Below are 23,009 nucleotides of genomic sequence, written 5' to 3' on the forward strand. Positions count from 1 at the left end.
GAACGAAAGAACTTCAAAAGAAATGGTCCACTGGTTACATTCCAAACTGGTCTATGGTTATGAACCAGCTTCTTTTACATGATCAAATTAAGTGTGTAAGTTATTAAGTATCTTGAATAACTTACACACTTAATTTGACAAAGCCTTTGTAGTTAATTTAAATTAATTTCTGATTTAGAAGTTCCTAATAAATTATTTTGTACTTGCAATATTTTATTACCTTTATTTATTAAATCCTCAGATACATCAAATGCTATTTTACCTGTCATTTCGCTGTCAGGATTTAATTTTTCGAAAATAAAATCATTTTTGATGCTGCCATCTTCCCCTTGATTTGCTGATAAAGAACCTTCTGAATCTGGTTCAAGAGTCTTGTCGCCGATTTTTAATTTAAACATATTACTGTCTAAAGTAACAGGATCATTACCATTGTTTTTAACAGTAATTTCAACAATAAGGTATGTACCTTTAGCTTCATGAGGGACAAAGCTATTTCCAACAGTTTTGGAGTTATTTACAGACTTAACTGTATAATCTAAATCATCAGTTTTTACTTTATCGCCGATTTTAAATGTCTTTTCATCTTTTTGATTTTTCTCCGACGAACTTTTATCTATAGAGCTTGTTGAACTTGAAGATTGATTAGAATTACTACCTCCAATCATAACAGTACATGCTCCTAATAAAACTCCTAAAATAACAATAACTCATAGACAGCCGAAGCATCCCCAAAGTAACCTCTTTTTATTATTAGGTTTACTATCTTGCATATAAATTACTCCTTTCAAAAGTTATTATATTAATACATACTGATGTATTTAATATCATATATCAGTTTTATTTTTGTTATTTTTTGACAATATGGGATAAAAAAACAACGCTTAAACATATCAATAGCAGAATTAAGAGATTTGAGATCTAAATCAAAAAAAGACCACCTACAGAGAGATGATCTTTTTTTGATTATCATTTTTCTACTGATTGTCGTTTTTTCTCGTAATATTCTAATTTCAATTGATGCCATTTGTCATAATCAGAACTTGTGATTTGCTTAATGACTTTTGCTGGATTTCCACCTACGACTGTATTGGGTGGCACGTCATTTGTTACGACTGCTCCTGATGCGATTACAGAGTTTTCTCCTACCGAAACGCCTGGTAATACGATTGCATTTCCACCAATCCATACATTATTTCCAATATTAATTTCATGACCAAATTCTAATTGTTCATTTCGAATTGTTGGATCAATAGGATGACCTGCTGTATATAAACTCACTCTTGGACCGAACATAACATTATCACCAATATTGATACGATTGACATCTAAAAATATACAGTCCATATTTGCATAAAAGTTCTCACCGATATTAATATGTCTACCGTAATCAACATAGAGTGGTGGATGTAAGTATATATTTTCTCCTGTCTTACCAAAAAGTTCTTTTTCTAATTTAATAATTTCATCACTATTTTCAATAGGTGTATGATTAATTTTATCTGCTAGCATTTTTCCTTGTTTTGAACCATTAAATTCATGGATATCGTGCGCTAAGTATAGTTCACCTTTAAGCATTTGCATATAATCAAAATCATTCTGCATATCATAATTCCCCTTTATATGTATATGAGCATATTATATCTTGTTGAACTTGTATATACAAGTTAAGAGGTTAATGATGTTATTTGATTCATTACATTTATTGCTATAAGTTAGATAAATCTATGAAAAATTCTTTTTGCCAATTTTGAGTTTGACTCGCAGTCTTATTTAAATGATTTTCCCATGGTGGGTAAACTCTCATTGCCATTTTTCCTTTTACTTCGAGATTACTTATGATTTTCTGCTTAAGTAGAATATCTTTAGGAAAAATAAACAGCCCTTTTTTATTATCATCTAGTATAGCTATGATGAGTTTATCTGGTGTTTCTGAATATGTATAAGGTCTGTTTTGATTATTATGATCTTTAACCCAAAATACGACAAAATAACCTTTTTTATTGGCAGTCTTTTTAGCACGTCTACTTCTATAAGTAATATCTTGAATTTGAAAACTACAAGCTTCATATTTAATATTAAGTTCTTCAAGTTTGTAGTATTCAATGGGTTCATCATTAAAATAGCTTTTTATTAATTCAGTTGACTCAAACAATTGCAAACCTCCTTATATGACTTTTCATAATTGATTATAACAAAGATTGTCCTATTACATTCGATGTTGAAATATTCTAGTATTCCATTGTTTTTATACCCTTTTTAAGTACTTAAAAAGGGTATAATAGTAGTTGAATATTAATGAGATTTTGACACTTTCTAATGTTTAGAAAGTGTTTTTATTTTATAAACATATTAAAGGGGATTCTATGGATATTACAATTTGGACACTTGTTATTTTTTCAATTCTGTTAGGGGCTATGGTAGAATTGTGTTTGGTTTTGGTGAGGCTTTGGTCACAATGCCATTACTTGCTTTATTAAATTTAGATTTTAAATTGTCTATTTCTGTGGTGGCAATTGTTGGATTATTAGTGGCTTTACCTGTGTTTATAAGAAGTCGTGGCAATCTTGATTGGTCTATTATTAAACGTTTATTAATGGGTTCTATTATTGGGACGCCTATTGGGATTGTAATTGTTAAATGGGCGAATGAAGATGTGATTATTAAATTTTTAGGGGTATTTATATTATTGTACGGTGCTATTAATCTTATTAATTATTATAAGAATATACACCAAGTTAAATTGAATATTCCAAAGTTTTATGATTATATTGCAGGTGTTGTTTCGGGTGTTTTAGGTAGTGCATATAATAGTCACGGTGTACCGATTATTATATATGGAACATTGAAAAAATGGCATGTTACAGATTTAAAAAACATTTCACAAGTACATTTTTTTATTACAGGTTGTTTTATTGTCTTTAGTCACGGTGTTTCAGGATTTTGGTCAATCTCACTTTGGTATTTATTATTGGCCATTTTACCGCTTCTCATCCTAACATTATGGCTGGGTCATATCATCAATAATAAAATTGATCAACGTGCTTTAATTAAATATATTTATATGTTGTTGATTTGTTTCGGAATCATCATGATTGTTAAATAATGAGAGAGGAATTACGCAATGCAAATTTTTAGAGTTCATGAGAATCATGAAATAAGCGCAAAATTTCTAGATAACCGACGTCTTTCTAAACAAGTATTAGAACTTTATCAAATTATTAATGTTTGTATAGCTAAGCTCGAATATATTGATGGCAATACACGTTATTTAAGTCATCCTATCGTGAAGCATGTTTTTAATGATGGCTATCCGTATTTAGCTGACACATATCACTTATTATTAGCCATGGATAAAGAACATAGAAGAAGAGGTGGGAAAAGGTCAAAAGACTTTGAACATCAAATTTCAAATATGGGTAATTTGATTGATACTGGTATTAAAGATGGTGCATTTTCTACTGAAAAATTACCACCTATATTTGTTTATGGTGAAACGAAATTAATGAGTGACGAAGCTTATTTAGAATATGAAAAATTATTATTTATGAAATGGACAGCAGATAAAATTGCACCTCGGTGTAATGTAAGTAGGTGATATCATGAGTAAGAGAGCAGATATTGAAAAGTTATGGAGACATGAAAAATATAATGTTATGATGCATAGTCAAAAGTCATATTTAGATATAAGAGAATCTTTAAAGGGAGATATCACATATGACGATTTACAAAGTAAAATTGATGATGCAAAAGCCATAGTTCCGACTAAAGGTTCAATCATCAACACTTATGATCATATGTGGGGGTATTTTAAGAAAATTGCTACTGAAGAAGAACATAACCAATATTTGAAATATAAATCACAATATCAAGAAAATGAAATTCAATACCAATGTTTAATTACATTTATATACAAGCTTGCTGTGAAATATAATCAAAAGTATTTATTAGAATCTACTATTTTAAATTGATTTACCTATCTAAGTTTAATGATGATTGTGTAACCATGAATAGGGTAAATATTATATAGAAAGTAGATTTTCAAGGAGGCTGAATATAATGGAAGAACGTGTATATCAAAAAATGTGGGACACTTTAAAAAAAGAAGTGCAATTCAATATAGTGGAACTCGAACAAATGGAAGAAGAAAACGAATCTCCAGGATTAAAAAAAGCCCAAAACATGATGGATCATTTAGAGAAAGAGTTTATCAAAAATTCATAATCAATCATAATCATTTAAAAACATTTAAATTTGTTCTGTAAATCTATAAAATATATGCAATTATACAATATTAATAATCATTTACATCAATTCCCTCTAGATTCACTTAATATAGTTTTGTAGTATTTATATATTAAGTTTTTTGGAGGCAGTTATGTTTTTTGATAAAAAGATTATCGTATTTGAGAATTTAGAGAATAAATACAATCAAGAAGAAGCAAAAAATATATTTTTGAGACATTCCATTGATTATGACTTTATTACAATAAGTAGCCAATCTATTATTTTAGGTGGATTACAATATCCTTCAGCACAGAACAAAGAACAATTTATTGCTGATTTTAATGACTATTTAGGGAACTAATGCATTTAGCTGTCATCAAGTTTAAACCTTGAGACAGCTTTTTTATTGATAAGTGACAAAATTGTCATACTATCTCTGATTTTGTTCGTTTATATTTGGGTAATATATGTATATAGAGACTATAATGATATTTATAGTTGAAGGAGGGATATTATGCTCGTAAATAAATGGATTTATATCGCATTAGCTGTGTTATTAGGAAACTTTGGCGTTCATAAATTTTATGCACAAAAACCAGTTGTTGGACTATTACACTTAGCATTCTGTTGGACAGGGATTCCACATGTTATCGCATTCTTCAGTGCTATATTCGCATTGTTTAGACCATCTGATGAACATGGTAATATTCAAGCATAGTATGTTGTGACATGCTTTTATTAAGTTTTTAAAACCCTAGATATCATAATAAATAATTTTTCGAAAAAAGAGTCTGGAACAGAAATGTTCTAGACTCTTTTCATATTTTTAAAAATAGGAAGTGATGAATATTGCAAGTGAGGCGTGACAAGCAATGTTGGGAGGCTGAATATTGCAAGACTCCCCAAACAAGCAACATAGAACATCATGTTTACATTGATTTTCCAAATAAAAGAGACTGGCACATAATGTAATGTCTCAATCTATTTAATTTATCCATTATTCAAATCTACATATAGCAATTTAACTTGGTCACGTAAAATTTTTATTTCAACAGGTGTTTCGAACAGAATTTCACCATCTATATCTAATTTGGCTGATGGATCAGTAGATAACGTTGCTGATTCACATGATATATGTTGGATACTATCACTAATCTCATTCCAATTCATGCTATCTTTTACTTTAAAGAAGTCATTGATGATACTGAAATTTTGTTTGTCGAAAATAAATATATTCATTTTCCCGTCATTAGGTGATAAATCTTCTAAAGGAATTCTACTACCACCTACATGTTGGCCATTCGCAATCAAAATCATTGAAGTTTCACCTGAATAAGTTTCGTTATCAGCTGTTAATTCATATTTATAAATTTCTGGGTTAGCTACCGTTTTGATTGTAGAAAAAATATAACTGAATTTACCTAATAATTCTTTTTGATTGGATTCAACATTTTCAGCGTTTTGTACCATCAATCCAATACCCGCAAAGTTAAGGGCATATGTACCATTGACATCTAATACATCAAATGACTTAATTTGACTCGCTAATAAATCTTGAGAAGCTTGCATTGGTTTTTGAGATATATTTAAAGTCTTCGTGAAATCATTGAATGTTCCACCAGGTAAGACGCCTATTGGTATTTGGAGATTGTTTTCTACGACACCATTTATTAATTCGTTTAATGTTCCATCGCCGCCCAGTATAAAAATAACATCATAAGCATGTTCATTTGTATTGGCAGCTAATGTTTTACAATAAGAACGAATTTGTCCTTCTTCTTTACTTAATTTTATTGTTAATTCATCACAAAGCTGTGTTAAATTTTCTGTAACTTGTCCGAGTTCTTTGTATATATTACCTTGCCCAGCAGCTTCGTGGTAAAATAAAATCCCTCTATGAAAATGTTGTGTCATAATCGTGATACCTCCTGTATTGTACCTTTTATTACAATACCATGTATGACGATTGATAAACAATTTTAAATAAAATATTTTAATGTGTTAAAATAAATAAAAGCATTGAAAAGGGGAGGATTATTATCGCTTCACAAAATGATTATATCCATTATGAAATGGAAAAAAGAAAGCAACCTTTACTAGGTGTTGTGATCCATAACGATGCAAGTGAATTAAATGCTAATGAATGGCGTGAAGTATTAATAAACGCACCTGAAGAAAGATATGTACAAGGTATCGCGCATTATTACATCGATAGAAATCACCAATGGCAAGCGATTGATACTGAGCGTATTGCCTGGCATACCGCTAACCCTATAGGTAATGAACAATATTTAGGGTATGAAGTATTAGAATCTCTCTCGAGTACAGATGAAGAATTTTTATTAAATGAGCAAGAAACGTTAAGAGCAATCGCTTCAGATATGATTGATTATAATTTAACACCTAATCGAGATACGGTTCGATTACATTTGGAGTTTAGTGATACTGAATGTCCACATCGTTCATTAGAAATTCATACAAATTGGAAGACGACAATAGATGGCATGCCGGATGAGTGGATTATTAATGAAATGAAAGATTATTTTATAGAACAAATTAAACAATATATGTTGAATTAAAAAAAGCGTGTGGATATAAAATCATTTGATTTAAATCCCACGCTTTTTTTATTATTGTGCATATTGTTGTTGTATTTGAACTAATGCATTATAGAATAGTACAGGTTGTTCAGGACCATTGTATGTTCCTTTTTCTAATGCAGTTAATGAAGCTTTTTCAGGATTTGTTAATCCGCCTTCATATTTTTGTCTCCAATCTGCATTAATAGAATTTAAGTAAGGATTTTGTCCAGTTTCATTGTAAATTTGTTGAGCTTGTTCTGCACCAAGTGCTGAATTCGACTGACTATTACTTGCAGCATTGTTAGCATCATTGCTAGCTGCGTTATTATCGTCATTAGCTTCTGAATTATCAGCATTTGAAGCGCCATTGCTATTTTGGTCAGCGTTGCTATTAGCACCATTGTTTGATCCATCAGAATTAGCTGAGTTATTGTTATTTGCGTTATCGTCACTATTAGCATTTGAATTGCTTGAGTCAGAGTTTGAAGAACTATTACCATCTGTGCCACTACTATCATCTGAGCCATTAGTGCCATTTGAATTAGAGTCACTAGACCCGTTATCATCGGAGTTATTACTATCTGAATTTGAACTAGCAGAATCGCCTGAAGCGACATCATCAGAACTACTATCAGAGTCCTTACTGCTGTCTGATTTACTGTCAGATTTATCATCAGATTTTTTATCTGAATCTTTATCAGACTCACTATCTTTTGATTTAGATGTATCATCAGATTTCGAAGAATCTTTATTTGCAGATGAATCATCTTTGCTGCCGTCACTATCATCGTTACCGCATGCTGCTAAGAATAAAAATGAAGATAGTAACAAGATTATAAATTTCTTCATATATAAACCCCATTTCTTTTTTTGTTTGACACTTATGTATCAACAATAATTCAATACCACTAAATATTAATCTCAAACAAAATTTATTATAATTTTTTTAAACTTTTTATTCCGCTTTAATAACACTATTTAAAAAAGTAAAAATACCATTTTTATAATCATTAATTTAATCTAAAAGACTATGTGAGTTTGTTTAGATTTTTCTGATAAATCTGTATAATGTTTATAAGATTAGAATATGCAGGAGGAATTCAAATGACTAAAAAAACAATCGGTTTTGTAGGTACAGGTGTTATGGGTAAATCTATGGCAACACACTTAATTAATGAAGGCTATGAAGTAAATGTTTATAATAGAACGAAATCTAAAACGGATGAATTAGTAGAAATTGGCGCGACTTGGTGTGACACGATAGCAGATTTATCTAAATCAAGTGATGTGATTATATCTATCGTTGGTTATCCTAAAGATGTCGAATCTATTTATTTAGATGAAAGTGGCATTATAAACCATGCTAAAGAAGGCACAACTATTATAGATATGACGACTTCAAGTCCTACTCTTGCTGAGAGGATTTATAATGAAGCAAAAACTAAAAATATTTACAGTTTAGATGCACCTGTATCTGGTGGTGATGTTGGTGCTAAAAATGCGACATTAACAATTATGGTCGGTGGAGACGAAGAAGTATTTAATCAAGTTGAAGATATTTTCAATGTTATTGGACAAAATGTTGTCTATCAAGGTAAAAGTGGCAATGGTCAACATACGAAACTTGCTAATCAAATTGCAATAGCTGCAGGTATGTTAGGAGTAGCAGAATCCATTATATATGCTGAAGAAGCGGGATTAGATATTGATAAAGTGTTCAGTTCTATTGAACATGGTGCAGCGGGTAGTTGGTCATTATCCAATTTAGGACCAAGAATGGTCAAAGGAGACTATGCTCCAGGATTTTATGTTAAACATTTCATTAAAGATATGAGAATTGCGATAGAAGAAAGTGAAAAAAGTGGCTTATATATGCCTGGATTATTAAAAGCTAAAGAAGTATATGATGCATTAAGTGAAGCAGGTTTTGAAGATAATGGCACACAATCTGTTATTCAATTATTAAAAGATCATATTAAAAAGGGGTAAAACAATGGATTTAAATGAATATCAAAATCTTGCATTAAGAACAATGTCTGATGTAAAAAAAGATCCAGATAAAAGCTTGATTAATGGCGCATTAGGATTAACAGGAGAATCTGGAGAAGTTGCAGATATTGTTAAGAAATACGTATTTCATGGACATGAATTGGATAAAGAAGCATTAAAGAAAGAACTAGGAGATGTACTATGGTATATCGCATGTTGCGCTTCTGCTCTTGATGTAGATCTGGATGAAATTGGTCAGTTAAATATTGAAAAACTTAAAAATAGATATCCAAATGGATTTTCAAAAGAAGATTCACTAAATCGTAAAGAATAATAAACAATTATCTATTGGATAATAATGACAAAACTGTTAGAATGAAAAGGAGTGAAAACGCTTACGTGGGAGGTAGCTATATTGGAGGGAAACGAACAATATTTATCTATAGATGAACTAAAACAGTTAATGTCTGACTATCCATTTCAATATATTGTTTGTGGACAAAGTGCGATTGATTTATTTTTGAACGAATATACACACACTAAGGAAATCATGAGCATAACAGTAAGTAGAGAAGAAGAGCTTGATTTAGCAAACTACTTTTTAGAACGCCATTATCAAATAGTAGTAGAGACACCATTGAATGAACTAAAAGAAATTACTGTTGAAGAACTTGGAGATTATAAGAAATATTATATTTATAATAAGAAGAGCGAATGTAAAATTCTTAAAGTTTATATATATGAAACGAAAGATGAGAAATGGCAATTTAGTCATGATCACAATATAGAAGTGGAAGATTACAAAATATATTTTCATAGTTTAGAACATGATGTGAAGTATTTGCGACCGGAAATTCAAATGATGTATAAGCTATATCATGAGCTGAGACAAGATGATATTTATAAATATCAAAAGTTAATTCAACATTTAAGTTATTATCAATTCTTTATGCTTAGAAAAGTAATTGGAAAAGATAAACTCAATCAGATTATTTTATCAGATACATAAAAGAAGCCAACGATTAAATCGTCGGCTTCTTTTTGTTATTATGCGAGTTGAGTTGTTTTATTTGCGAAGTATTCGTCATAAATCGCTTGAACGGCTATATCAGAATATTGCTCATCAATACCAAACATCATAGAAATTTCAGATGAACCTTGGTTAATCATATTTAAGTTAACATTTCTCTTACTAAGTGCTGCAGTTGCTCCAGCAGCTGTTCCAACTGCTTTATTCATGCCTTCTCCTACAATCATTAAAATAGCTAAATCATAATCAATTGTTAACTCGTCTACAGGAATATTTTCGCGTATTTTATTTAAAACTCTTTCTTCTTTTCCTTTAATTTGAGTCGATCTCATAATAATACTAATGCTATCGATACCAGATGGGATATGTTCGATTGAAATGTTTTCTTCTTCTAAGATACTAAGTACTTTACGTGTAAATCCAACTTCTCTATTCATTAAGTACTTTTTGACGTTGATAATTGTAAAACCTTTATCACAACTTACGCCAGAAACGATATGAGATAAGTTAGAGATGTTACGTTCACTCACAATATATGTTCCTTTATCAGTTGGTTTGTTTGTATTCTTGATGACCACTGGAATGCGATCTTTATAAAGTGGCTCTAGTGCCTCGTCATGAAATACGCCAAATCCGGCATATGATAATTCACGCATTTCTCTATATGTGATTTCTGGAATTACTTCAGGTTGAGATACGACTGTTGGATTTGCTCTAAAGATACCTGACACATCCGTAAAGTTCTCATACAAGCTTGCTTTAATACCTCTCGCTAAAATAGCACCTGTAATGTCAGATCCACCCCTTGGGAAAGTCACGATATCACCATTTTCAGAATAACCAAAGAATCCAGGAATGATTAATTTCTCATCATATTCACGTAATTTATAAATCTTCTCATATGACGATTCTAATATCATTGCGTTACCTGGTTCATCTGTAACGATGATGCCTGCATCTTTAGGCGATAAGTAACGTGTAGGGAAACCTAATTGACTATTATATTGTGCGATAAGCTGCGCATTGAAATCTTCTCCACAACTTTTTAAACCGTCTAGTAAGCGTTCGGGTTTATCATGATACACGTTTATCAAATTTAATAAGTGGTTTTTAATTTCATCTAAAATAGAACGATCCATGTTCAATTCAGTCACAATTTCTTCATAGCGACCAACAATTTGGCTGAGTTTGTTTGAATAATCTAATTGATTAATGACTTTTTCATATAAGCGTATAAGCAAATCTGTTGTTTTGATGTCTTCTTTAAATCTTTTTCCAGGTGCAGATACGACTACAATTTTTCTTTCATCATCAGAGTTAATGATGTTAACGACTTTTTTAATTTGCTCACTGTTAGCGACGGAACTTCCGCCAAATTTTGAAACTTTCATTTTATCAGTCCTTTTACTGGGGGTAATATAATTGTAGCTCTTTACAAAGCGAGAAATAATGATAATATTACTATTAATTCTAATTATTCAAACTTTACAAAAAACTTTAATGAATTTATACTATAATAAACTTGAGTCTATTTCAAGTAGACATTTGTATTTTTAAAAAGAACAATATATTTAAGGTGAGTGAGGAAATGAAAGTATTAAATGTAGCAGTATTAGGTCTTGGCACTGTTGGAACAGGTGTCGTAAAGATTGTTGAAGAAAATAAAAAGCAAATAGAAGACACGATTGGGAAATCTATACATATTAAACATATTCTTGTGAGTTCTGTTAACAAGAAACGTTCAATTAATACTTCTAGCTATCATTTAACTGAAAATATTAACGAAATTTTAGAAGACGATGAATTGGATATCGTTGTTGAAGTAATGGGTGGTATCGAACCAACAGTAGAATGGTTGAAAGCATTTCTTTCTAAAGGTATACACGTTATTACTGCAAATAAAGATTTATTAGCCGTACATTTAAGAGATTTAGAAGATTTAGCTGAGAAAAATAAAGTTGCGCTTAAATATGAAGCGAGTGTAGCAGGTGGTATTCCGATTGTGAATGCGATTAATAATGGTTTAAATGCCAATAATATTAATCAATTTATGGGTATCTTTAATGGCACATCTAACTTTATTCTTAGTCAAATGACGCGTGAAGGAAAATCATATGATGAAGCATTACAGCTTGCAACAGATTTAGGATATGCAGAAGCGGATCCAACTGACGATGTTGAAGGAATTGACGCAGCTCGTAAAGTCGTAATTACGAGCTATTTATCATTTAATAGAGTCATTTCGTTAAATGATGTTGAAAGAGTTGGTATTTCTGATGTTGAAATAGAAGACATTAAAGTAGCAGAAAAATTAGGCTATAAAATTAAATTAATTGGTCAAGGTAAATATGAGAATGGCCGAGTTATATCAAGTGTTAAACCAACATTATTACCAAACAGTCATCAAATGGCACATGTAGAAGATGAATATAATGCTATATATGTTATTGGTGATGCTGTTGGAGACACAATGTTTTACGGTAAAGGTGCAGGTAGTTTAGCTACGGGTAGTGCAGTTGTATCTGATTTATTAAACGTTTCATTACAATTTGAATCAGATTTACATACGTTACCGCCACACTTTGAACTTAAAACAGAACGTACGAAAGAAATCGTTGAAGATGAAGTGGTTAAATTCCCACTGAAAAATAGTCATTTTATCATTGTTGAAAGTGACAAAGATGAAGATGTCCTAAGAGATGACATTAAAGCGACAATCGAATTTCATAGAAGTGTCAAAGTAGAACAACGTACTGAAAATACGTATGGTATTGTCATCAGAGGTATTGATGAATTACCTGTTGATCAATTAAAAGAAAATGGCATTAATATTTTGAAATATTATCCAATTGAAGGAGATAAGTAATATGGGCAGATGGCAAGGATTAATTCATAATTATAAAGAATATTTACCAGTAAACGAAGGAACACCTCAACTGACTTTAAATGAAGGTAATACACCATTAATTCATTTACCTTATTTATCAGATAAATTGAACATTAATTTATTTGCTAAATTTGAAGGTCTTAACCCTACAGGTTCTTTTAAAGATAGAGGTATGGTAATGGCAGTCGCAAAAGCGAAAGAAGAAGGTAAAAAGATTGTAATATGTGCTTCTACTGGTAATACATCAGCTTCAGCTGCCGCTTATGCTGCAAGAGCAGGTTTAAAAGCTATTGTTGTAATTCCTGAAGGTAAAATAGCACTTGGTAAATTAGCACAAGCAGTTATGTACGGTGCTGAAATTGTATCAATTAAAGGGAATTTTGATGAAGCGTTAAATATCGTTAAAAAAGTAGCAGAAAAAGGTGAAATAGCACTTGTAAACTCTGTAAACCCTTATAGAATTGAAGGTCAGAAGACTGGTGCTTTTGAAATTGTTGAACAATTAGATGGTAAAGCGCCAGACTTATTTGCGATACCAGTAGGAAATGCTGGAAATATCACAGCATATTGGAAAGGTTTCAAAGAATATCATCAATTAAATCAATCAGGTTTACCTGTTATGTGTGGTTTCCAAGCTGAAGGTGCGTCTCCAATCGTACAAGGTAAAGTTGTCACAAATCCAGAGACAGTAGCGACTGCTATTAGAATTGGAAATCCTGCAAGTTGGAAATTAGCTGAAGCAGCACGTGATGAGTCAAACGGACTAATTGATAGTGTGACAGATGAAGAAATTCTTAAAGCATACAAACTTATGACAAGTAAAGAGGGTGTCTTCAGTGAGCCAGCGAGTAATGCTTCAATTGCAGGTTTGTTGAAATTGCATGAACAAGGTAAATTAGAGCCAAATCAAACTGTTGTCGCAATTTTAACAGGTAATGGATTGAAAGATCCTGATACTGCGATCGATTTACTTGATTCGCCAATTACACCTTTAGAAAATGACGAACAAGCAATTATTGATTATATTGAGCGTGCTTTACAATGAAGAAATTAAAGCTTAAAGTACCAGCCTCAACTGCTAACCTTGGGGTTGGTTTCGACTCAATCGGAATGGCTCTAGATAAATATTTAGAAGTAGAAGCACATCTTTCCGAAGATGGTAAATGGCATTTTGAGCATATTGGACCTCATCTTCAAGGTTTACCTGACAACGAGGACCATTATATTACTAAAATTGCACAAACTGCTACAGAGAAATTTTCTAAAGAAATGCCTGCATTAAATTTAAAAATGTATAGCGATATTCCACTTGCGAGAGGATTAGGTAGTTCAGCATCTGCGCTCGTAACAGGTTTATTTCTTGCTAATTATTTTGCAAATTTAAAGTTATCTAAATATGAACTACTACAACTTGCAACTGAAATTGAAGGACATCCAGATAATGTTGCACCAACAATTTATGGAGGTTTAGTCTTAGGCGTATATGATCCAGAAGCTAAACATACGGATGTCTCATATATTGATATACCAAAAGTCGATGTAATTGCTACAATACCAGCTTATGAGCTATCAACAGAGAAAGCACGTAAAGTATTACCAGAAACATTATCTTTAAAAGATGCCGTTAAATATAGTGCGATTAGCAATACAATGATTAGTGCGTTGATTCAACATAATTATGAATTAGCTGGAAAAATGATGATGAAAGATGGTTTTCATGAACCTTATCGTCAACATTTGATCCCTGATTTTGAACATATTAAAGCATTAGCTTTAGAACATGGTGCGTATGCGACAGTCATTAGTGGTGCTGGTCCAACTGTATTAACGCTTGTCAAAAAAGAATTGAGTGGTAAGCTTGTGAGAGACTTACAAGACGAATTTGAAGATTGCGAATCAGAATTGGTAACCATTAATCGATATGGTATTAGCCAAAAAATTATAAACTTATAATTAAAATGAGATGCTTATATTCTATGTATGATAGAATATAAGCATTATTATATTTAAGGAGATAAACATGACATATAAATACATCGTAATGGATATGGATGATACACTTTTAACTTCAAAGAATGAAATAAGTGAAGTGACATATCAATACTTAATGGAAAAACAAAAAGAAGGCATGAAGTTAATACTCGCTTCAGGGCGCCCAACTGCAGGTATGATTAAACATGCAGAAGCGCTAGATTTAAAAAGCTATGGTGGCTATATCGTAAGTTATAATGGTGCTTTTGTTATCAAGGCAGAAGATCAAAGTATCGTATTTAATCAAACAATTAGTCAAAAAGATGCTCACGATATTATTGATTATTGTAGAAGTCATCATTTCTTTTATTTAACGTATTTAAATGACCAAATAATTCATGATACAACACATGATTATATGAACATTGAAAGTGAATTGACTGGACTTCCAATGAATAAAGTTAATGATATTAAAGAAGCTATAACAGGTGACGTTCCAAAAATTATGGGTGTCGATTTCGAGGAAAACATTGCAAGCGCAAATCAAGCGTTGAATGGCAAATTTAATGACCATGTATCGTCAACTATAAGTAAACCGTACTTTTTAGAATTTATGAATAGAGAAGTATCTAAAGGGAAATCGTTGCAAAGGTTGTTTGATCAAATTGAAGCGGATTTCTCAGAAGTGATAGCTTTTGGTGATAGTTTAAATGATTCTGACATGTTAGAAAGAGCAGCAGTTGGTGTTGCTATGGGAAATGCGAACGATACGATTAAAGGTATTGCAGATGTCGTTACAGACGACCATGACCATGATGGTATCGTAACAGCGCTAGAAAAAATATTAAAAGCATAAAAATAAAGCAGCTCAAACCTTAAGAAATTTAAGATTTGAGCTGCTTTTTATTATTCGTGACGATCTTCATTAAATGCAATTGAAGTCATTTCAATTACGAGAATTGATTTTGCCCCAAGTATTTTTAATTGTTGTACAATATCATCTATTTCAGTTTTATGTCTCAGTCTTTCAACAAATACGATGATTTGTTCGTATTGATCAATCTCTAAATTATATAAATAATGTGTGATTGTTCTTTCTAAAGGCGACATAAAACTAATCTTTTTATTAGAATGTCTTAATGTACTAGAATCGAAATTAAAGCGTGTTGTACCTTGTACACGTATTTCTTTACCAGGTAAATAACGAGCAATTTGAAGTGGAACGTACATGAATTCTCCTATACCAATGACGAATTTAGGTGAATCATCTAAAAAGTCATTCAATAATTCTCCCATACGTTGAAACAGGTCTTCAGAAACTTGTTGTTCTTTACCATTTAAAGTAAATCTTCCTGTTGAAATAAAGTATGGATTATCGTGAATCGTACCATCACGTAGCATGTTTTGAGCTTTTACAATGAAATGATCATTGATGACATTTCTTAAAGAGTAATATTGAACTTTCGTCTCATGCTTCTGATTGTCTAGTAGTTCATTTTGAATTAAATCTTTCGTTTCATGCTCAATATCCGTGATTTCTACATCAAATGACATGAGTGAAATGATGTTGATTTTAATATTTAAAGATTTTTCCAAACTTGAAAATGCTTCTTTAACACTTAGAGATCTTAAATCAATAGGTGTTAATACAGTAAATGTTTCTCTTTCAGGACATTTATCATAAATCTTTTTAATGAGATTCAGTACAGAATTACCATTTAATAAATGATTATCAATAATTGCGACACGTTCATCATTATCAAAGAAGTCTTTATCTTTCGTATAGAAAAATAAACGTTCTTGAGGGTCAACAATATCACTATGATCTAATAATGGTGGATGAGAAATGATCTTATCTCGTGTAGAAGCTAAGAACATCACATCATCATCAAATAAACTAAAAATCGATTGTCCTAAATTGACAGCACGTTCACTTAAACCTAGAAATCTCGTTGGTGGATAATGACCAAGTTTATTCGATTCAACCATATTTAAAGCTTGAATCATTTTACTGCGATTTTTACTATTAATAGCTTTAGCAATTGTTTGAATGCGTTCATCCGTTTCGCCTGTTAAAGACTCATGGTATAAGAATCCTAACAATAAACCAACGAGTAAAGGATGCTCTGGATATAACCCTCTAGAATATCCTAAACAAGGAGATACAGGTATAAATGGAAATTCTGAATGTTCTTCTTGTGTAATTGCGAGCATTTCATCTATTTCAAAATCAAATCTATTTTCTTTAACTTTTACTTCAACTTGCTGTTCATTATCTAAAGGAAAAACTTTACTTACTTGGGACATGTGATTACTCCTTTATTTACTTGTATGCGTCCATTCATGGCTGAATTTCTTTCTCTTAATATGCGCATAAATTTGGTCCGCTGCATAGTCTTGGTTCGTATAAACAGTAATATCAAAAAATGCTTGATTCTCTTCAAATGGTTCATTTAAATATAAATCTTTAAGATGATCAAATAGTGATTGCATCTGTTCCCGAGTTAAACTTGTATATTCTCTAAGTGTTTTCTTAACGAGTTGAGCATGTGTATCATAAATACTTTGAACAACAATGACAAAACGTTCATCTTGTTCCATAACATCATCAAATAAATTAGTTTGACCTGTCATATTTACACCTTCTTTATTCTAAAATTATCATTAATATTTATTATACTATATATATTGCAATATGAAAAAGTAGATTATAGTTAGCAAATTTTTATAAACGTTTTGAACTAATGAGTACGGGATTAATGTAATGATATTTTATGCAGGGTTTATCGTTACAAAAGTCGGTAGAATTGTAACTAAGGATGCCGTTAGTAACAAAACTAGGTCAAAGTGTAAATAAGACAAGTATATACAAACAAAATACAAAATAAAAAAACGCCACTCAATCTACTTGAGTGGCGCTTTTAAAAATTATTTCTTATATTGGTGTTTTGTTAAATCAATGTCTTCTAGTTTGATAATTTTTGATTTCGTTGTGAATTTATGAATAAAGTATACTACGAAACCTAATATAATCGGTAAGAATGATTCGATTAATACTGGGAAGTTCAATGTCATAATGCTATCAAATGATTGACCGATTAATAAGAATGCTATAACAGCGATTACGATAATTGGACCTAATGGATATAAAGGTGCTTTATATTCAAGTGTATCTGTTGCTGATTTGCCTTGTTTCTTAATGGCCATTCTTAATCGGATATGACTGATTATACTCATTAACCAAACTAAAGTAACAAGTGCGCCTAACATATTCAATAATCTATAATAACCATCTGCATTAATCGTTGCATATACGATAGAAACGAATATTAATACGATTGTGACACATAATGAAACGAATGGCATATTGTTTCTATTTAAGTTATTGATAAACTTAGGTGCTTGCTTATGTTGTGCAAGTGAGTAAAGTAATCTACTTGTAGCATATAAGCCTGAGTTACCAGCTGAAATGAGTGCTGTTAAAATAACTGCATTAATTATTGAAGCAGCGAATGCTATACCAACTCTATCAAATACGATTGTAAACGGACTTTGTGTTACAGTGTTTGATTTATTTAATAACAATGGATCAGTATATGGAATAATTGCTGCAATCACAGCGATTGCTAAAATATAAAATAATAAAATTCTCCAGAATACTTGTCTAATTGCTTTTGGCATGGATTCTTTAGGATTTTCAGATTCACCAGCTGTTACGGCTACTACTTCTGTACCACCGAAGCTAAATCCAGCAACAAGTAGTACACCTAAGAAACCAGAAATACCATTTACGAATGGTGCTTCTTTATAAGTGAAGTTTGATAGTCCAAGTGGTTCATTACCGCCTAAGATTCCAAATATCACAAGTACACCAACTATTAAGAAGATTATAATAGTTGCGACTTTAATAAAACTTAACCAATATTCAGCTTCACCAAATGCTTTAACAGTAAATGCATTGAGTAAGAATAGAATAACTAAGAAAATAATGCTCCATACAAACGGGTTAATATTTTGGAATATATCCCAGTATGTAATAATTTTTGCTGCAGTTAATATATCCACGCTTGTTACCAGTGCCCAAATTACCCAATATAGCCAACCAACAGTAAATCCTGCTGATGGATCAATAAATCTACTTGAGTAAGCACTAAATGAACCAGAAACTGGATAAAATGTTGCAAGTTCACCTATAGCTGTCATTAAAAAGTAGAGCATAACACCAATGATTGAATAAGCTATAAGTGCGCCGCCAGGTCCTGCTTGAGTGATGACTGCACCACTGGCCATAAATAAACCAGTACCAATCGAACCACCAATGGCGATCATTGATATGTGCCTAGTCTTTAATCCTCGTTTCATTTCTTCCATATAATTCACCTTGCTTTCTAATTGTACAATTTATCTGTAAATAAAATATACATATTATTTTATTAGTATTTCAGTAAATAAGCAACAAAAACTTTTAACACATAAATGCTTTAAAGCCATAAAGTAACAGTATATAAAAATAGAAGTCATTTCAAATGTATGAATTGACTTCTTTGTCGTATATTTTCTTATAGAATAAGAAATTATTTAGTTTCGCGGTGTAAAGTGTGACGACCTAATCTTGGACAGTATTTTTTCATTTCAATACGTTCAGGATTTGTACGTTTGTTTTTAGTTGTAATATAATTTCTGTCGCCACATTCAGTACATGCTAACGTGATATTGACACGCATGTTCATCAGCCTTTCTATTCAGTAATCGTTACGTTTTATAATTTTAGCATAATATAAATGAGTTTTCAATGCAAAAATATGTGTATTATATAATTGCGATATGATGTGTAAAAGCGTATATTGTTATAATTAAAACAAATAATAACGTAGGAGTTAAAATATGAAAAAAATATATATTATAGTTGGTGCTTTATTAACGATGGCACTTATACTTTCAGGTTGTAACAACCAAACATCATCAAATGACAAAATCAAAATTTATGCAACTAACTTTCCTTATGAAAGCTTTGCTAAACAAATTGGTGGAAAATATGTAGATGCAAATTCTATTTACCCGAGCGGCACGGATTTACATAATTATGAACCAACACAAAAAGAAATGCTTAATATTGCTAAAAGTGATTTGTTTATATATTCTTCAAATGAATTAGATCCAGTAGCTAAAAAAATTAGTTCTACTATTAAAAGTGATGATCACAAATTAGAAGCGGTTGCTAATTTGAAAGAAAGTCATATTTTAGAACATCATCATGAACATGGTGAAGAAGAAGAGCATGAACATGAGCACGAAGACGAAGAAAGTGCTAACGATCCACATATTTGGTTGGATCCAATTGTTAATAAAGAAGCGGCTAAATCTATTAAAGATAAACTCGTACAAAAGGATCCTGATCATAAAGAATATTATCAAAAAAATTATCAAAATCTCATTAAAGATATAAACGAGATTGATGAAAGTTTACAAAACGTTACGAAAGATACAAAAAGAGATACTGTATTTATTTCTCATGATTCTCTAGGGTATTTAGCTAACAGATATCACTTTAAACAAAAAGGTGTCACAGGCATGAATAATGAAGAACCAACTCAAAAAGAAATTCTAGAAATTATTAAAGATATTAACAACTCGAAATCACCATATATTTTATATGAGCAAAATGTTAGTTCAAAAATGACAGATATTATAAAGAAAGATACGAAAAGTAAACCGCTAAAATTTCATAATTTAGAAGTATTAACTAAAGATGAAGCCAAACAAAAAAATATTTCATATCAGTCTTTAATGGAAGAAAATATCAAAACTCTTGATAAAGCTCTAAATAAATAACATTTATAGTATTATTTCGTTTACTTTTACTACTTAACCATGTATAGTAACTAATGGATTATTATTAATAGTTGTGAAAGAGGTTATTGATATGAAAATTTTTGATTATGAAGATGTACAGTTAATACCAAATAAATGTATAGTAGAAAGCCGTTCTGAATGTGATACTACTGTAAAATTTGGTCCAAAGACATTTAAATTACCAGTAGTACCTGCAAATATGCAAACAGTCATGAATGAAGAACTAGCTGAATGGTTTGCTAGTAATGATTATTTTTATATCATGCATCGTTTTGATGAAGAAGGACGTATTCCATTTATCAAAAAAATGCAAAGCCAAAACTTCTTCGCCTCAATTTCTGTAGGTGTTAAAGACAATGAATATACTTTTATAGAACAACTTTCTAATGAAGGGCTTGTTCCTGAATATATAACAATAGATATTGCACACGGTCATTCTGAGCAAGTTATAAGAATGATTAAACATATTAAACAACATATTCCTGAAACATTTGTAATTGCAGGTAATGTTGGTACGCCTGAGGGTGTTCGTGAACTTGAAAATGCGGGTGCTGACGCAACAAAAGTTGGTATCGGACCAGGTAGAGTATGTATTACTAAAATTAAAACTGGATTTGGTACTGGTGGATGGCAATTAGCTGCAATTAACGCTTGTAGCAAAGCTGCTAGAAAACCAATGATCGCTGACGGTGGTATTAGAACGAACGGTGATATTGCTAAATCTATTAGATTCGGTGCAAGTATGGTAATGGTTGGTTCATTATTTGCTGCACATGAAGAATCTCCAGGTGAAACAGTTGAATTAGAAGGTAAACTATATAAAGAGTATTTCGGTAGTGCATCTGAATTTCAAAAAGGTGAACGTAAAAATGTAGAGGGTAAAAAGATGTTTGTTGAACATAAAGGCTCTCTAAAAGATACGTTAATTGAAATCGAACAAGATTTACAAAGTTCTATTTCTTATGCAGGTGGAAAAGATCTACATTCTATTACAAAAGTAGACTATGTAATTGTTCGTAATTCAATATTTAATGGTGATAGTGATCGCGGCTAAAACAAGTGAGGTGACGACTTGAGAAAAGTATTCTTTTTATTTATGTTGCTATTATGCTTAACACTTATCAAGCCAGTCCCAGAATCAGATTTGTCTAGACAAATTGGGCAAAAAGTATTGAATGTTCAACAAGGATTACAACACGAAGAAACAGCTAAGAAAGTTGAACTGAAGACACCAGATGACCAAGAATTTGCGATTAATAATATTCAAATCAATCAAACAAAGAGCGAAGTAGAAAAGAAACTTGGTAAACCTAAGCGTATAACTGCTAATGAATATAACGAGAAATGGCATGTGTATCATAACGACTATCATGAATTTGTAATGGTAAGTTATGATCATGACAAAGTAACTGGTTTATATACAAACCAAGACCTTATAACTTCTAAAAAAGGTATTACAAGTAAAATGAACAAAGATAAAGTTCGTTCTATACTTGGAGAACCTGAAAAAGCAATAGAAAAAGACAAAGTGAAACTCATACAAAATGATGAAGATTATGATGTTTTCAAATTTGATAACATCTATACAACCGTGTTTTATGATAAACATGAAAATAATCAAATTAAAGGTATCATGCAGATTGCATCATCAACTGAAGATAAACGAACGAATCAGTATCATGCAGCTTCTGATGAATACAAAAAAGCTTTAGAATTACAAAACTTTGATCTTGTAAATGCTGAACGTGTACAGTTTGGTTTACCTACATTAGCTTATAATGAGCGTGTTAGTGAAACTGCAAGAAAGCATAGCCAAGACATGGTGAATAACGATTATTTTGATCATAATAACAAACAAGGTATGTCTCCATTTGATAGATTAGATCGAGATGGTTTTAATTATGTTACTGCTGGGGAAAACTTGGCTTATGGTCAAATCAGTAGTATATATGCACATCATGGTCTTATGAATTCACTTGGACATAGAAAAAACATTTTAAATAAAGATTATAAAGAATTAGGTGTAGGTGTTGATATCGGCGAAGAATTACAGCCATATTGGACGGAGAACTACATCACGCAACAATAGAAAAGAGATAAATGATATTATCTTATCAACGTTGATATAATTAAATCGAGAAAAGTCAATATTTCATATTTCCTTAAATGTTTAACACATGTTGTTTCTAGTAATTTTGATTGGTGAAATAACATATAAAGGGGTAGTTTTACATGGAAAATAAAGAAATAAAACGAAAAGATTTAGATGTCTTAGAACGTATTAAAGAATTATTAAATAAAAAAGATGTATCATAAATATATGACAAGTAAAGAAAGAACTCGATAAAGGGAATATGAAAAAAGGAGATGCGTTCGCATCTCCTCAGAGTGTCGACAAAGTCTTAGACTTTGCCGGCATTTTTTTATGCGCATGCTTTCCGCGGGCATGTTCTCAGCCTGTAGTCTTCGAATC

At 31.2% G+C, this 23,009-nt stretch carries 27 protein-coding genes; 17 read left to right on the forward strand and 10 right to left on the reverse strand.

Annotated elements, in window-relative coordinates:
- Positions 1-152: 152 nt before the first annotated feature.
- From LQ693_RS11105 to LQ693_RS11115, 3 genes are all read right to left on the reverse strand, one after another.
- Positions 153-665 (reverse strand): DUF4352 domain-containing protein, encoded by a 513-nt coding sequence (locus tag LQ693_RS11105; RefSeq protein ID WP_107573252.1) that lies wholly within the window; start codon positions 663-665, stop codon positions 153-155.
- Between the two features lie 301 nt (positions 666-966).
- Entirely contained in the window at positions 967-1,602 is a 636-nt protein-coding gene (locus tag LQ693_RS11110; protein ID WP_239703216.1) for a sugar O-acetyltransferase, read from the reverse strand.
- A gap of 103 nt (positions 1,603-1,705) precedes the next feature.
- Positions 1,706-2,152, reverse strand: a complete 447-nt coding sequence (locus tag LQ693_RS11115) for a MepB family protein (protein ID WP_025905857.1) — start codon at positions 2,150-2,152, stop codon at positions 1,706-1,708.
- 303 nt (positions 2,153-2,455) lie between these two features.
- Here LQ693_RS11115 and LQ693_RS11120 point away from each other — a divergent pair, with 303 nt between their 5' ends.
- The 6 genes from LQ693_RS11120 (at position 2,456) to LQ693_RS11145 (ending at position 4,942) form a co-directional block, all read left to right on the forward strand.
- The gene (locus LQ693_RS11120; protein ID WP_239703215.1) at positions 2,456-3,103 is read left to right on the forward strand and encodes a sulfite exporter TauE/SafE family protein; all 648 of its coding nucleotides are present in this window, start codon (positions 2,456-2,458) and stop codon (positions 3,101-3,103) included.
- An 18-nt stretch (positions 3,104-3,121) separates the two neighbouring features.
- The gene (locus LQ693_RS11125; RefSeq protein WP_025905858.1) at positions 3,122-3,595 is read left to right on the forward strand and encodes a pyrimidine dimer DNA glycosylase/endonuclease V; all 474 of its coding nucleotides are present in this window, start codon (positions 3,122-3,124) and stop codon (positions 3,593-3,595) included.
- 4 nt (positions 3,596-3,599) lie between these two features.
- The gene (locus LQ693_RS11130; RefSeq protein ID WP_239703214.1) at positions 3,600-3,968 is read left to right on the forward strand and encodes a YbgA family protein; all 369 of its coding nucleotides are present in this window, start codon (positions 3,600-3,602) and stop codon (positions 3,966-3,968) included.
- An 88-nt stretch (positions 3,969-4,056) separates the two neighbouring features.
- The gene (locus tag LQ693_RS11135; RefSeq protein WP_162841924.1) at positions 4,057-4,221 is read left to right on the forward strand and encodes a hypothetical protein; all 165 of its coding nucleotides are present in this window, start codon (positions 4,057-4,059) and stop codon (positions 4,219-4,221) included.
- Between the two features lie 154 nt (positions 4,222-4,375).
- On the forward strand, positions 4,376-4,585 hold the full coding sequence (locus LQ693_RS11140; protein WP_037587900.1) for a hypothetical protein: 210 nt from the start codon (positions 4,376-4,378) through the stop codon (positions 4,583-4,585).
- Between the two features lie 153 nt (positions 4,586-4,738).
- The gene (locus tag LQ693_RS11145) at positions 4,739-4,942 is read left to right on the forward strand and encodes a TM2 domain-containing protein (protein ID WP_025905865.1); all 204 of its coding nucleotides are present in this window, start codon (positions 4,739-4,741) and stop codon (positions 4,940-4,942) included.
- Between the two features lie 272 nt (positions 4,943-5,214).
- On the opposite strand, the gene LQ693_RS11150 is transcribed toward LQ693_RS11145, so the two are convergent.
- Complete coding sequence (locus LQ693_RS11150) at positions 5,215-6,138, reverse strand: diacylglycerol/lipid kinase family protein (RefSeq protein WP_107591142.1); 924 nt, start codon at positions 6,136-6,138, stop codon at positions 5,215-5,217.
- 158 nt (positions 6,139-6,296) lie between these two features.
- Between LQ693_RS11150 and LQ693_RS11155 the strand changes: the two genes are divergently transcribed.
- Entirely contained in the window at positions 6,297-6,803 is a 507-nt protein-coding gene (locus LQ693_RS11155; RefSeq protein WP_232339588.1) for an N-acetylmuramoyl-L-alanine amidase, read from the forward strand.
- A 51-nt stretch (positions 6,804-6,854) separates the two neighbouring features.
- Here LQ693_RS11155 and LQ693_RS11160 read toward each other — a convergent pair whose 3' ends face one another.
- A complete protein-coding gene (locus tag LQ693_RS11160; protein WP_239703213.1) occupies positions 6,855-7,655 on the reverse strand; it encodes a hypothetical protein in 801 nt (266 codons plus the stop codon).
- Positions 7,656-7,910: 255 nt separating this feature from the next.
- Between LQ693_RS11160 and LQ693_RS11165 the strand changes: the two genes are divergently transcribed.
- The 3 genes from LQ693_RS11165 (at position 7,911) to LQ693_RS11175 (ending at position 9,804) form a co-directional block, all read left to right on the forward strand.
- A complete protein-coding gene (locus LQ693_RS11165) occupies positions 7,911-8,795 on the forward strand; it encodes an NAD(P)-dependent oxidoreductase (RefSeq protein WP_107573143.1) in 885 nt (294 codons plus the stop codon).
- 4 nt (positions 8,796-8,799) lie between these two features.
- Positions 8,800-9,129, forward strand: coding sequence for a nucleoside triphosphate pyrophosphohydrolase family protein (locus tag LQ693_RS11170; RefSeq protein ID WP_025905872.1), 330 nt, complete (start codon positions 8,800-8,802; stop codon positions 9,127-9,129).
- 81 nt (positions 9,130-9,210) lie between these two features.
- Positions 9,211-9,804, forward strand: a complete 594-nt coding sequence (locus tag LQ693_RS11175) for a hypothetical protein (RefSeq protein WP_025905873.1) — start codon at positions 9,211-9,213, stop codon at positions 9,802-9,804.
- A 38-nt stretch (positions 9,805-9,842) separates the two neighbouring features.
- On the opposite strand, the gene LQ693_RS11180 is transcribed toward LQ693_RS11175, so the two are convergent.
- On the reverse strand, positions 9,843-11,216 hold the full coding sequence (locus LQ693_RS11180) for an aspartate kinase (protein WP_119494936.1): 1,374 nt from the start codon (positions 11,214-11,216) through the stop codon (positions 9,843-9,845).
- Between the two features lie 197 nt (positions 11,217-11,413).
- On the opposite strand from LQ693_RS11180, the gene LQ693_RS11185 reads away from it, so the two are divergent.
- The 4 genes from LQ693_RS11185 to LQ693_RS11200 all read left to right on the forward strand — a co-directional run bounded on the left by LQ693_RS11185 (position 11,414) and on the right by LQ693_RS11200 (position 15,539).
- Positions 11,414-12,691: a homoserine dehydrogenase gene (locus LQ693_RS11185; RefSeq protein ID WP_025905877.1), complete on the forward strand. Its 1,278-nt coding sequence runs from the start codon at positions 11,414-11,416 to the stop codon at positions 12,689-12,691.
- Position 12,692: 1 nt separating this feature from the next.
- Positions 12,693-13,757 carry a threonine synthase gene (gene thrC / locus LQ693_RS11190; RefSeq protein ID WP_025905878.1) on the forward strand — a complete coding sequence of 355 codons (1,065 nt, stop codon included), beginning with the start codon at positions 12,693-12,695 and terminating at the stop codon, positions 13,755-13,757.
- Positions 13,754-14,665: a homoserine kinase gene (gene thrB / locus LQ693_RS11195; protein WP_107573145.1), complete on the forward strand. Its 912-nt coding sequence runs from the start codon at positions 13,754-13,756 to the stop codon at positions 14,663-14,665. The genes thrC and thrB overlap by 4 nt, the downstream gene beginning before the upstream one ends.
- A 67-nt stretch (positions 14,666-14,732) precedes the next feature.
- Positions 14,733-15,539: a Cof-type HAD-IIB family hydrolase gene (locus LQ693_RS11200; RefSeq protein WP_107566040.1), complete on the forward strand. Its 807-nt coding sequence runs from the start codon at positions 14,733-14,735 to the stop codon at positions 15,537-15,539.
- 50 nt (positions 15,540-15,589) lie between these two features.
- On the opposite strand, the gene LQ693_RS11205 is transcribed toward LQ693_RS11200, so the two are convergent.
- The 4 genes from LQ693_RS11205 to rpmG all read right to left on the reverse strand — a co-directional run bounded on the left by LQ693_RS11205 (position 15,590) and on the right by rpmG (position 19,407).
- Complete coding sequence (locus tag LQ693_RS11205; RefSeq protein WP_198052074.1) at positions 15,590-16,990, reverse strand: phosphoribosyltransferase domain-containing protein; 1,401 nt, start codon at positions 16,988-16,990, stop codon at positions 15,590-15,592.
- A gap of 12 nt (positions 16,991-17,002) precedes the next feature.
- Positions 17,003-17,317, reverse strand: a complete 315-nt coding sequence (locus tag LQ693_RS11210) for a hypothetical protein (RefSeq protein ID WP_025905885.1) — start codon at positions 17,315-17,317, stop codon at positions 17,003-17,005.
- 294 nt (positions 17,318-17,611) lie between these two features.
- The gene (locus tag LQ693_RS11215; protein ID WP_107566072.1) at positions 17,612-19,054 is read right to left on the reverse strand and encodes an amino acid permease; all 1,443 of its coding nucleotides are present in this window, start codon (positions 19,052-19,054) and stop codon (positions 17,612-17,614) included.
- 203 nt (positions 19,055-19,257) lie between these two features.
- A complete protein-coding gene (rpmG, locus tag LQ693_RS11220) occupies positions 19,258-19,407 on the reverse strand; it encodes a 50S ribosomal protein L33 (protein ID WP_049318964.1) in 150 nt (49 codons plus the stop codon).
- Between the two features lie 160 nt (positions 19,408-19,567).
- Between rpmG and LQ693_RS11225 the strand changes: the two genes are divergently transcribed.
- The 3 genes from LQ693_RS11225 to LQ693_RS11235 all read left to right on the forward strand — a co-directional run bounded on the left by LQ693_RS11225 (position 19,568) and on the right by LQ693_RS11235 (position 22,625).
- Positions 19,568-20,515, forward strand: a complete 948-nt coding sequence (locus LQ693_RS11225) for a metal ABC transporter solute-binding protein, Zn/Mn family (protein ID WP_107566071.1) — start codon at positions 19,568-19,570, stop codon at positions 20,513-20,515.
- 91 nt (positions 20,516-20,606) lie between these two features.
- Positions 20,607-21,590, forward strand: coding sequence for a GMP reductase (gene guaC / locus LQ693_RS11230; RefSeq protein ID WP_107566070.1), 984 nt, complete (start codon positions 20,607-20,609; stop codon positions 21,588-21,590).
- A gap of 18 nt (positions 21,591-21,608) precedes the next feature.
- Positions 21,609-22,625, forward strand: coding sequence for a CAP domain-containing protein (locus tag LQ693_RS11235; RefSeq protein ID WP_107566069.1), 1,017 nt, complete (start codon positions 21,609-21,611; stop codon positions 22,623-22,625).
- Positions 22,626-23,009 lie beyond the last annotated feature (384 nt).

Origin of the sequence: Mammaliicoccus sp. B-M6, assembly GCF_022386965.1 — a bacterium.
Lineage (GTDB): Bacteria > Bacillota > Bacilli > Staphylococcales > Staphylococcaceae > Mammaliicoccus > Mammaliicoccus sciuri_A.

What these genes read in the sequence shown, in the direction of transcription:
- LQ693_RS11225 (WP_107566071.1), top strand. Translation starts at nt 19,568, where the DNA reads ATGAAAAAAATATATATTATAGTTGGTGCTTTATTAACGATGGCACTT.
- LQ693_RS11210 (WP_025905885.1), bottom strand. Translation starts at nt 17,317, where the DNA reads ATGACAGGTCAAACTAATTTATTTGATGATGTTATGGAACAAGATGAA.
- LQ693_RS11140 (WP_037587900.1), top strand. Translation starts at nt 4,376, where the DNA reads ATGTTTTTTGATAAAAAGATTATCGTATTTGAGAATTTAGAGAATAAA.
- LQ693_RS11165 (WP_107573143.1), top strand. Translation starts at nt 7,911, where the DNA reads ATGACTAAAAAAACAATCGGTTTTGTAGGTACAGGTGTTATGGGTAAA.
- LQ693_RS11145 (WP_025905865.1), top strand. Translation starts at nt 4,739, where the DNA reads ATGCTCGTAAATAAATGGATTTATATCGCATTAGCTGTGTTATTAGGA.
- LQ693_RS11150 (WP_107591142.1), bottom strand. Translation starts at nt 6,138, where the DNA reads ATGACACAACATTTTCATAGAGGGATTTTATTTTACCACGAAGCTGCT.
- LQ693_RS11105 (WP_107573252.1), bottom strand. Translation starts at nt 665, where the DNA reads ATGATTGGAGGTAGTAATTCTAATCAATCTTCAAGTTCAACAAGCTCT.
- LQ693_RS11135 (WP_162841924.1), top strand. Translation starts at nt 4,057, where the DNA reads ATGGAAGAACGTGTATATCAAAAAATGTGGGACACTTTAAAAAAAGAA.
- LQ693_RS11110 (WP_239703216.1), bottom strand. Translation starts at nt 1,602, where the DNA reads ATGCAGAATGATTTTGATTATATGCAAATGCTTAAAGGTGAACTATAC.
- thrB (WP_107573145.1), top strand. Translation starts at nt 13,754, where the DNA reads ATGAAGAAATTAAAGCTTAAAGTACCAGCCTCAACTGCTAACCTTGGG.
- thrC (WP_025905878.1), top strand. Translation starts at nt 12,693, where the DNA reads ATGGGCAGATGGCAAGGATTAATTCATAATTATAAAGAATATTTACCA.
- LQ693_RS11185 (WP_025905877.1), top strand. Translation starts at nt 11,414, where the DNA reads ATGAAAGTATTAAATGTAGCAGTATTAGGTCTTGGCACTGTTGGAACA.
- rpmG (WP_049318964.1), bottom strand. Translation starts at nt 19,407, where the DNA reads ATGCGTGTCAATATCACGTTAGCATGTACTGAATGTGGCGACAGAAAT.
- LQ693_RS11180 (WP_119494936.1), bottom strand. Translation starts at nt 11,216, where the DNA reads ATGAAAGTTTCAAAATTTGGCGGAAGTTCCGTCGCTAACAGTGAGCAA.
- LQ693_RS11170 (WP_025905872.1), top strand. Translation starts at nt 8,800, where the DNA reads ATGGATTTAAATGAATATCAAAATCTTGCATTAAGAACAATGTCTGAT.
- LQ693_RS11205 (WP_198052074.1), bottom strand. Translation starts at nt 16,990, where the DNA reads ATGTCCCAAGTAAGTAAAGTTTTTCCTTTAGATAATGAACAGCAAGTT.
- guaC (WP_107566070.1), top strand. Translation starts at nt 20,607, where the DNA reads ATGAAAATTTTTGATTATGAAGATGTACAGTTAATACCAAATAAATGT.
- LQ693_RS11120 (WP_239703215.1), top strand. Translation starts at nt 2,456, where the DNA reads ATGCCATTACTTGCTTTATTAAATTTAGATTTTAAATTGTCTATTTCT.
- LQ693_RS11155 (WP_232339588.1), top strand. Translation starts at nt 6,297, where the DNA reads ATGGAAAAAAGAAAGCAACCTTTACTAGGTGTTGTGATCCATAACGAT.
- LQ693_RS11200 (WP_107566040.1), top strand. Translation starts at nt 14,733, where the DNA reads ATGACATATAAATACATCGTAATGGATATGGATGATACACTTTTAACT.
- LQ693_RS11160 (WP_239703213.1), bottom strand. Translation starts at nt 7,655, where the DNA reads ATGAAGAAATTTATAATCTTGTTACTATCTTCATTTTTATTCTTAGCA.
- LQ693_RS11130 (WP_239703214.1), top strand. Translation starts at nt 3,600, where the DNA reads ATGAGTAAGAGAGCAGATATTGAAAAGTTATGGAGACATGAAAAATAT.
- LQ693_RS11125 (WP_025905858.1), top strand. Translation starts at nt 3,122, where the DNA reads ATGCAAATTTTTAGAGTTCATGAGAATCATGAAATAAGCGCAAAATTT.
- LQ693_RS11215 (WP_107566072.1), bottom strand. Translation starts at nt 19,054, where the DNA reads ATGGAAGAAATGAAACGAGGATTAAAGACTAGGCACATATCAATGATC.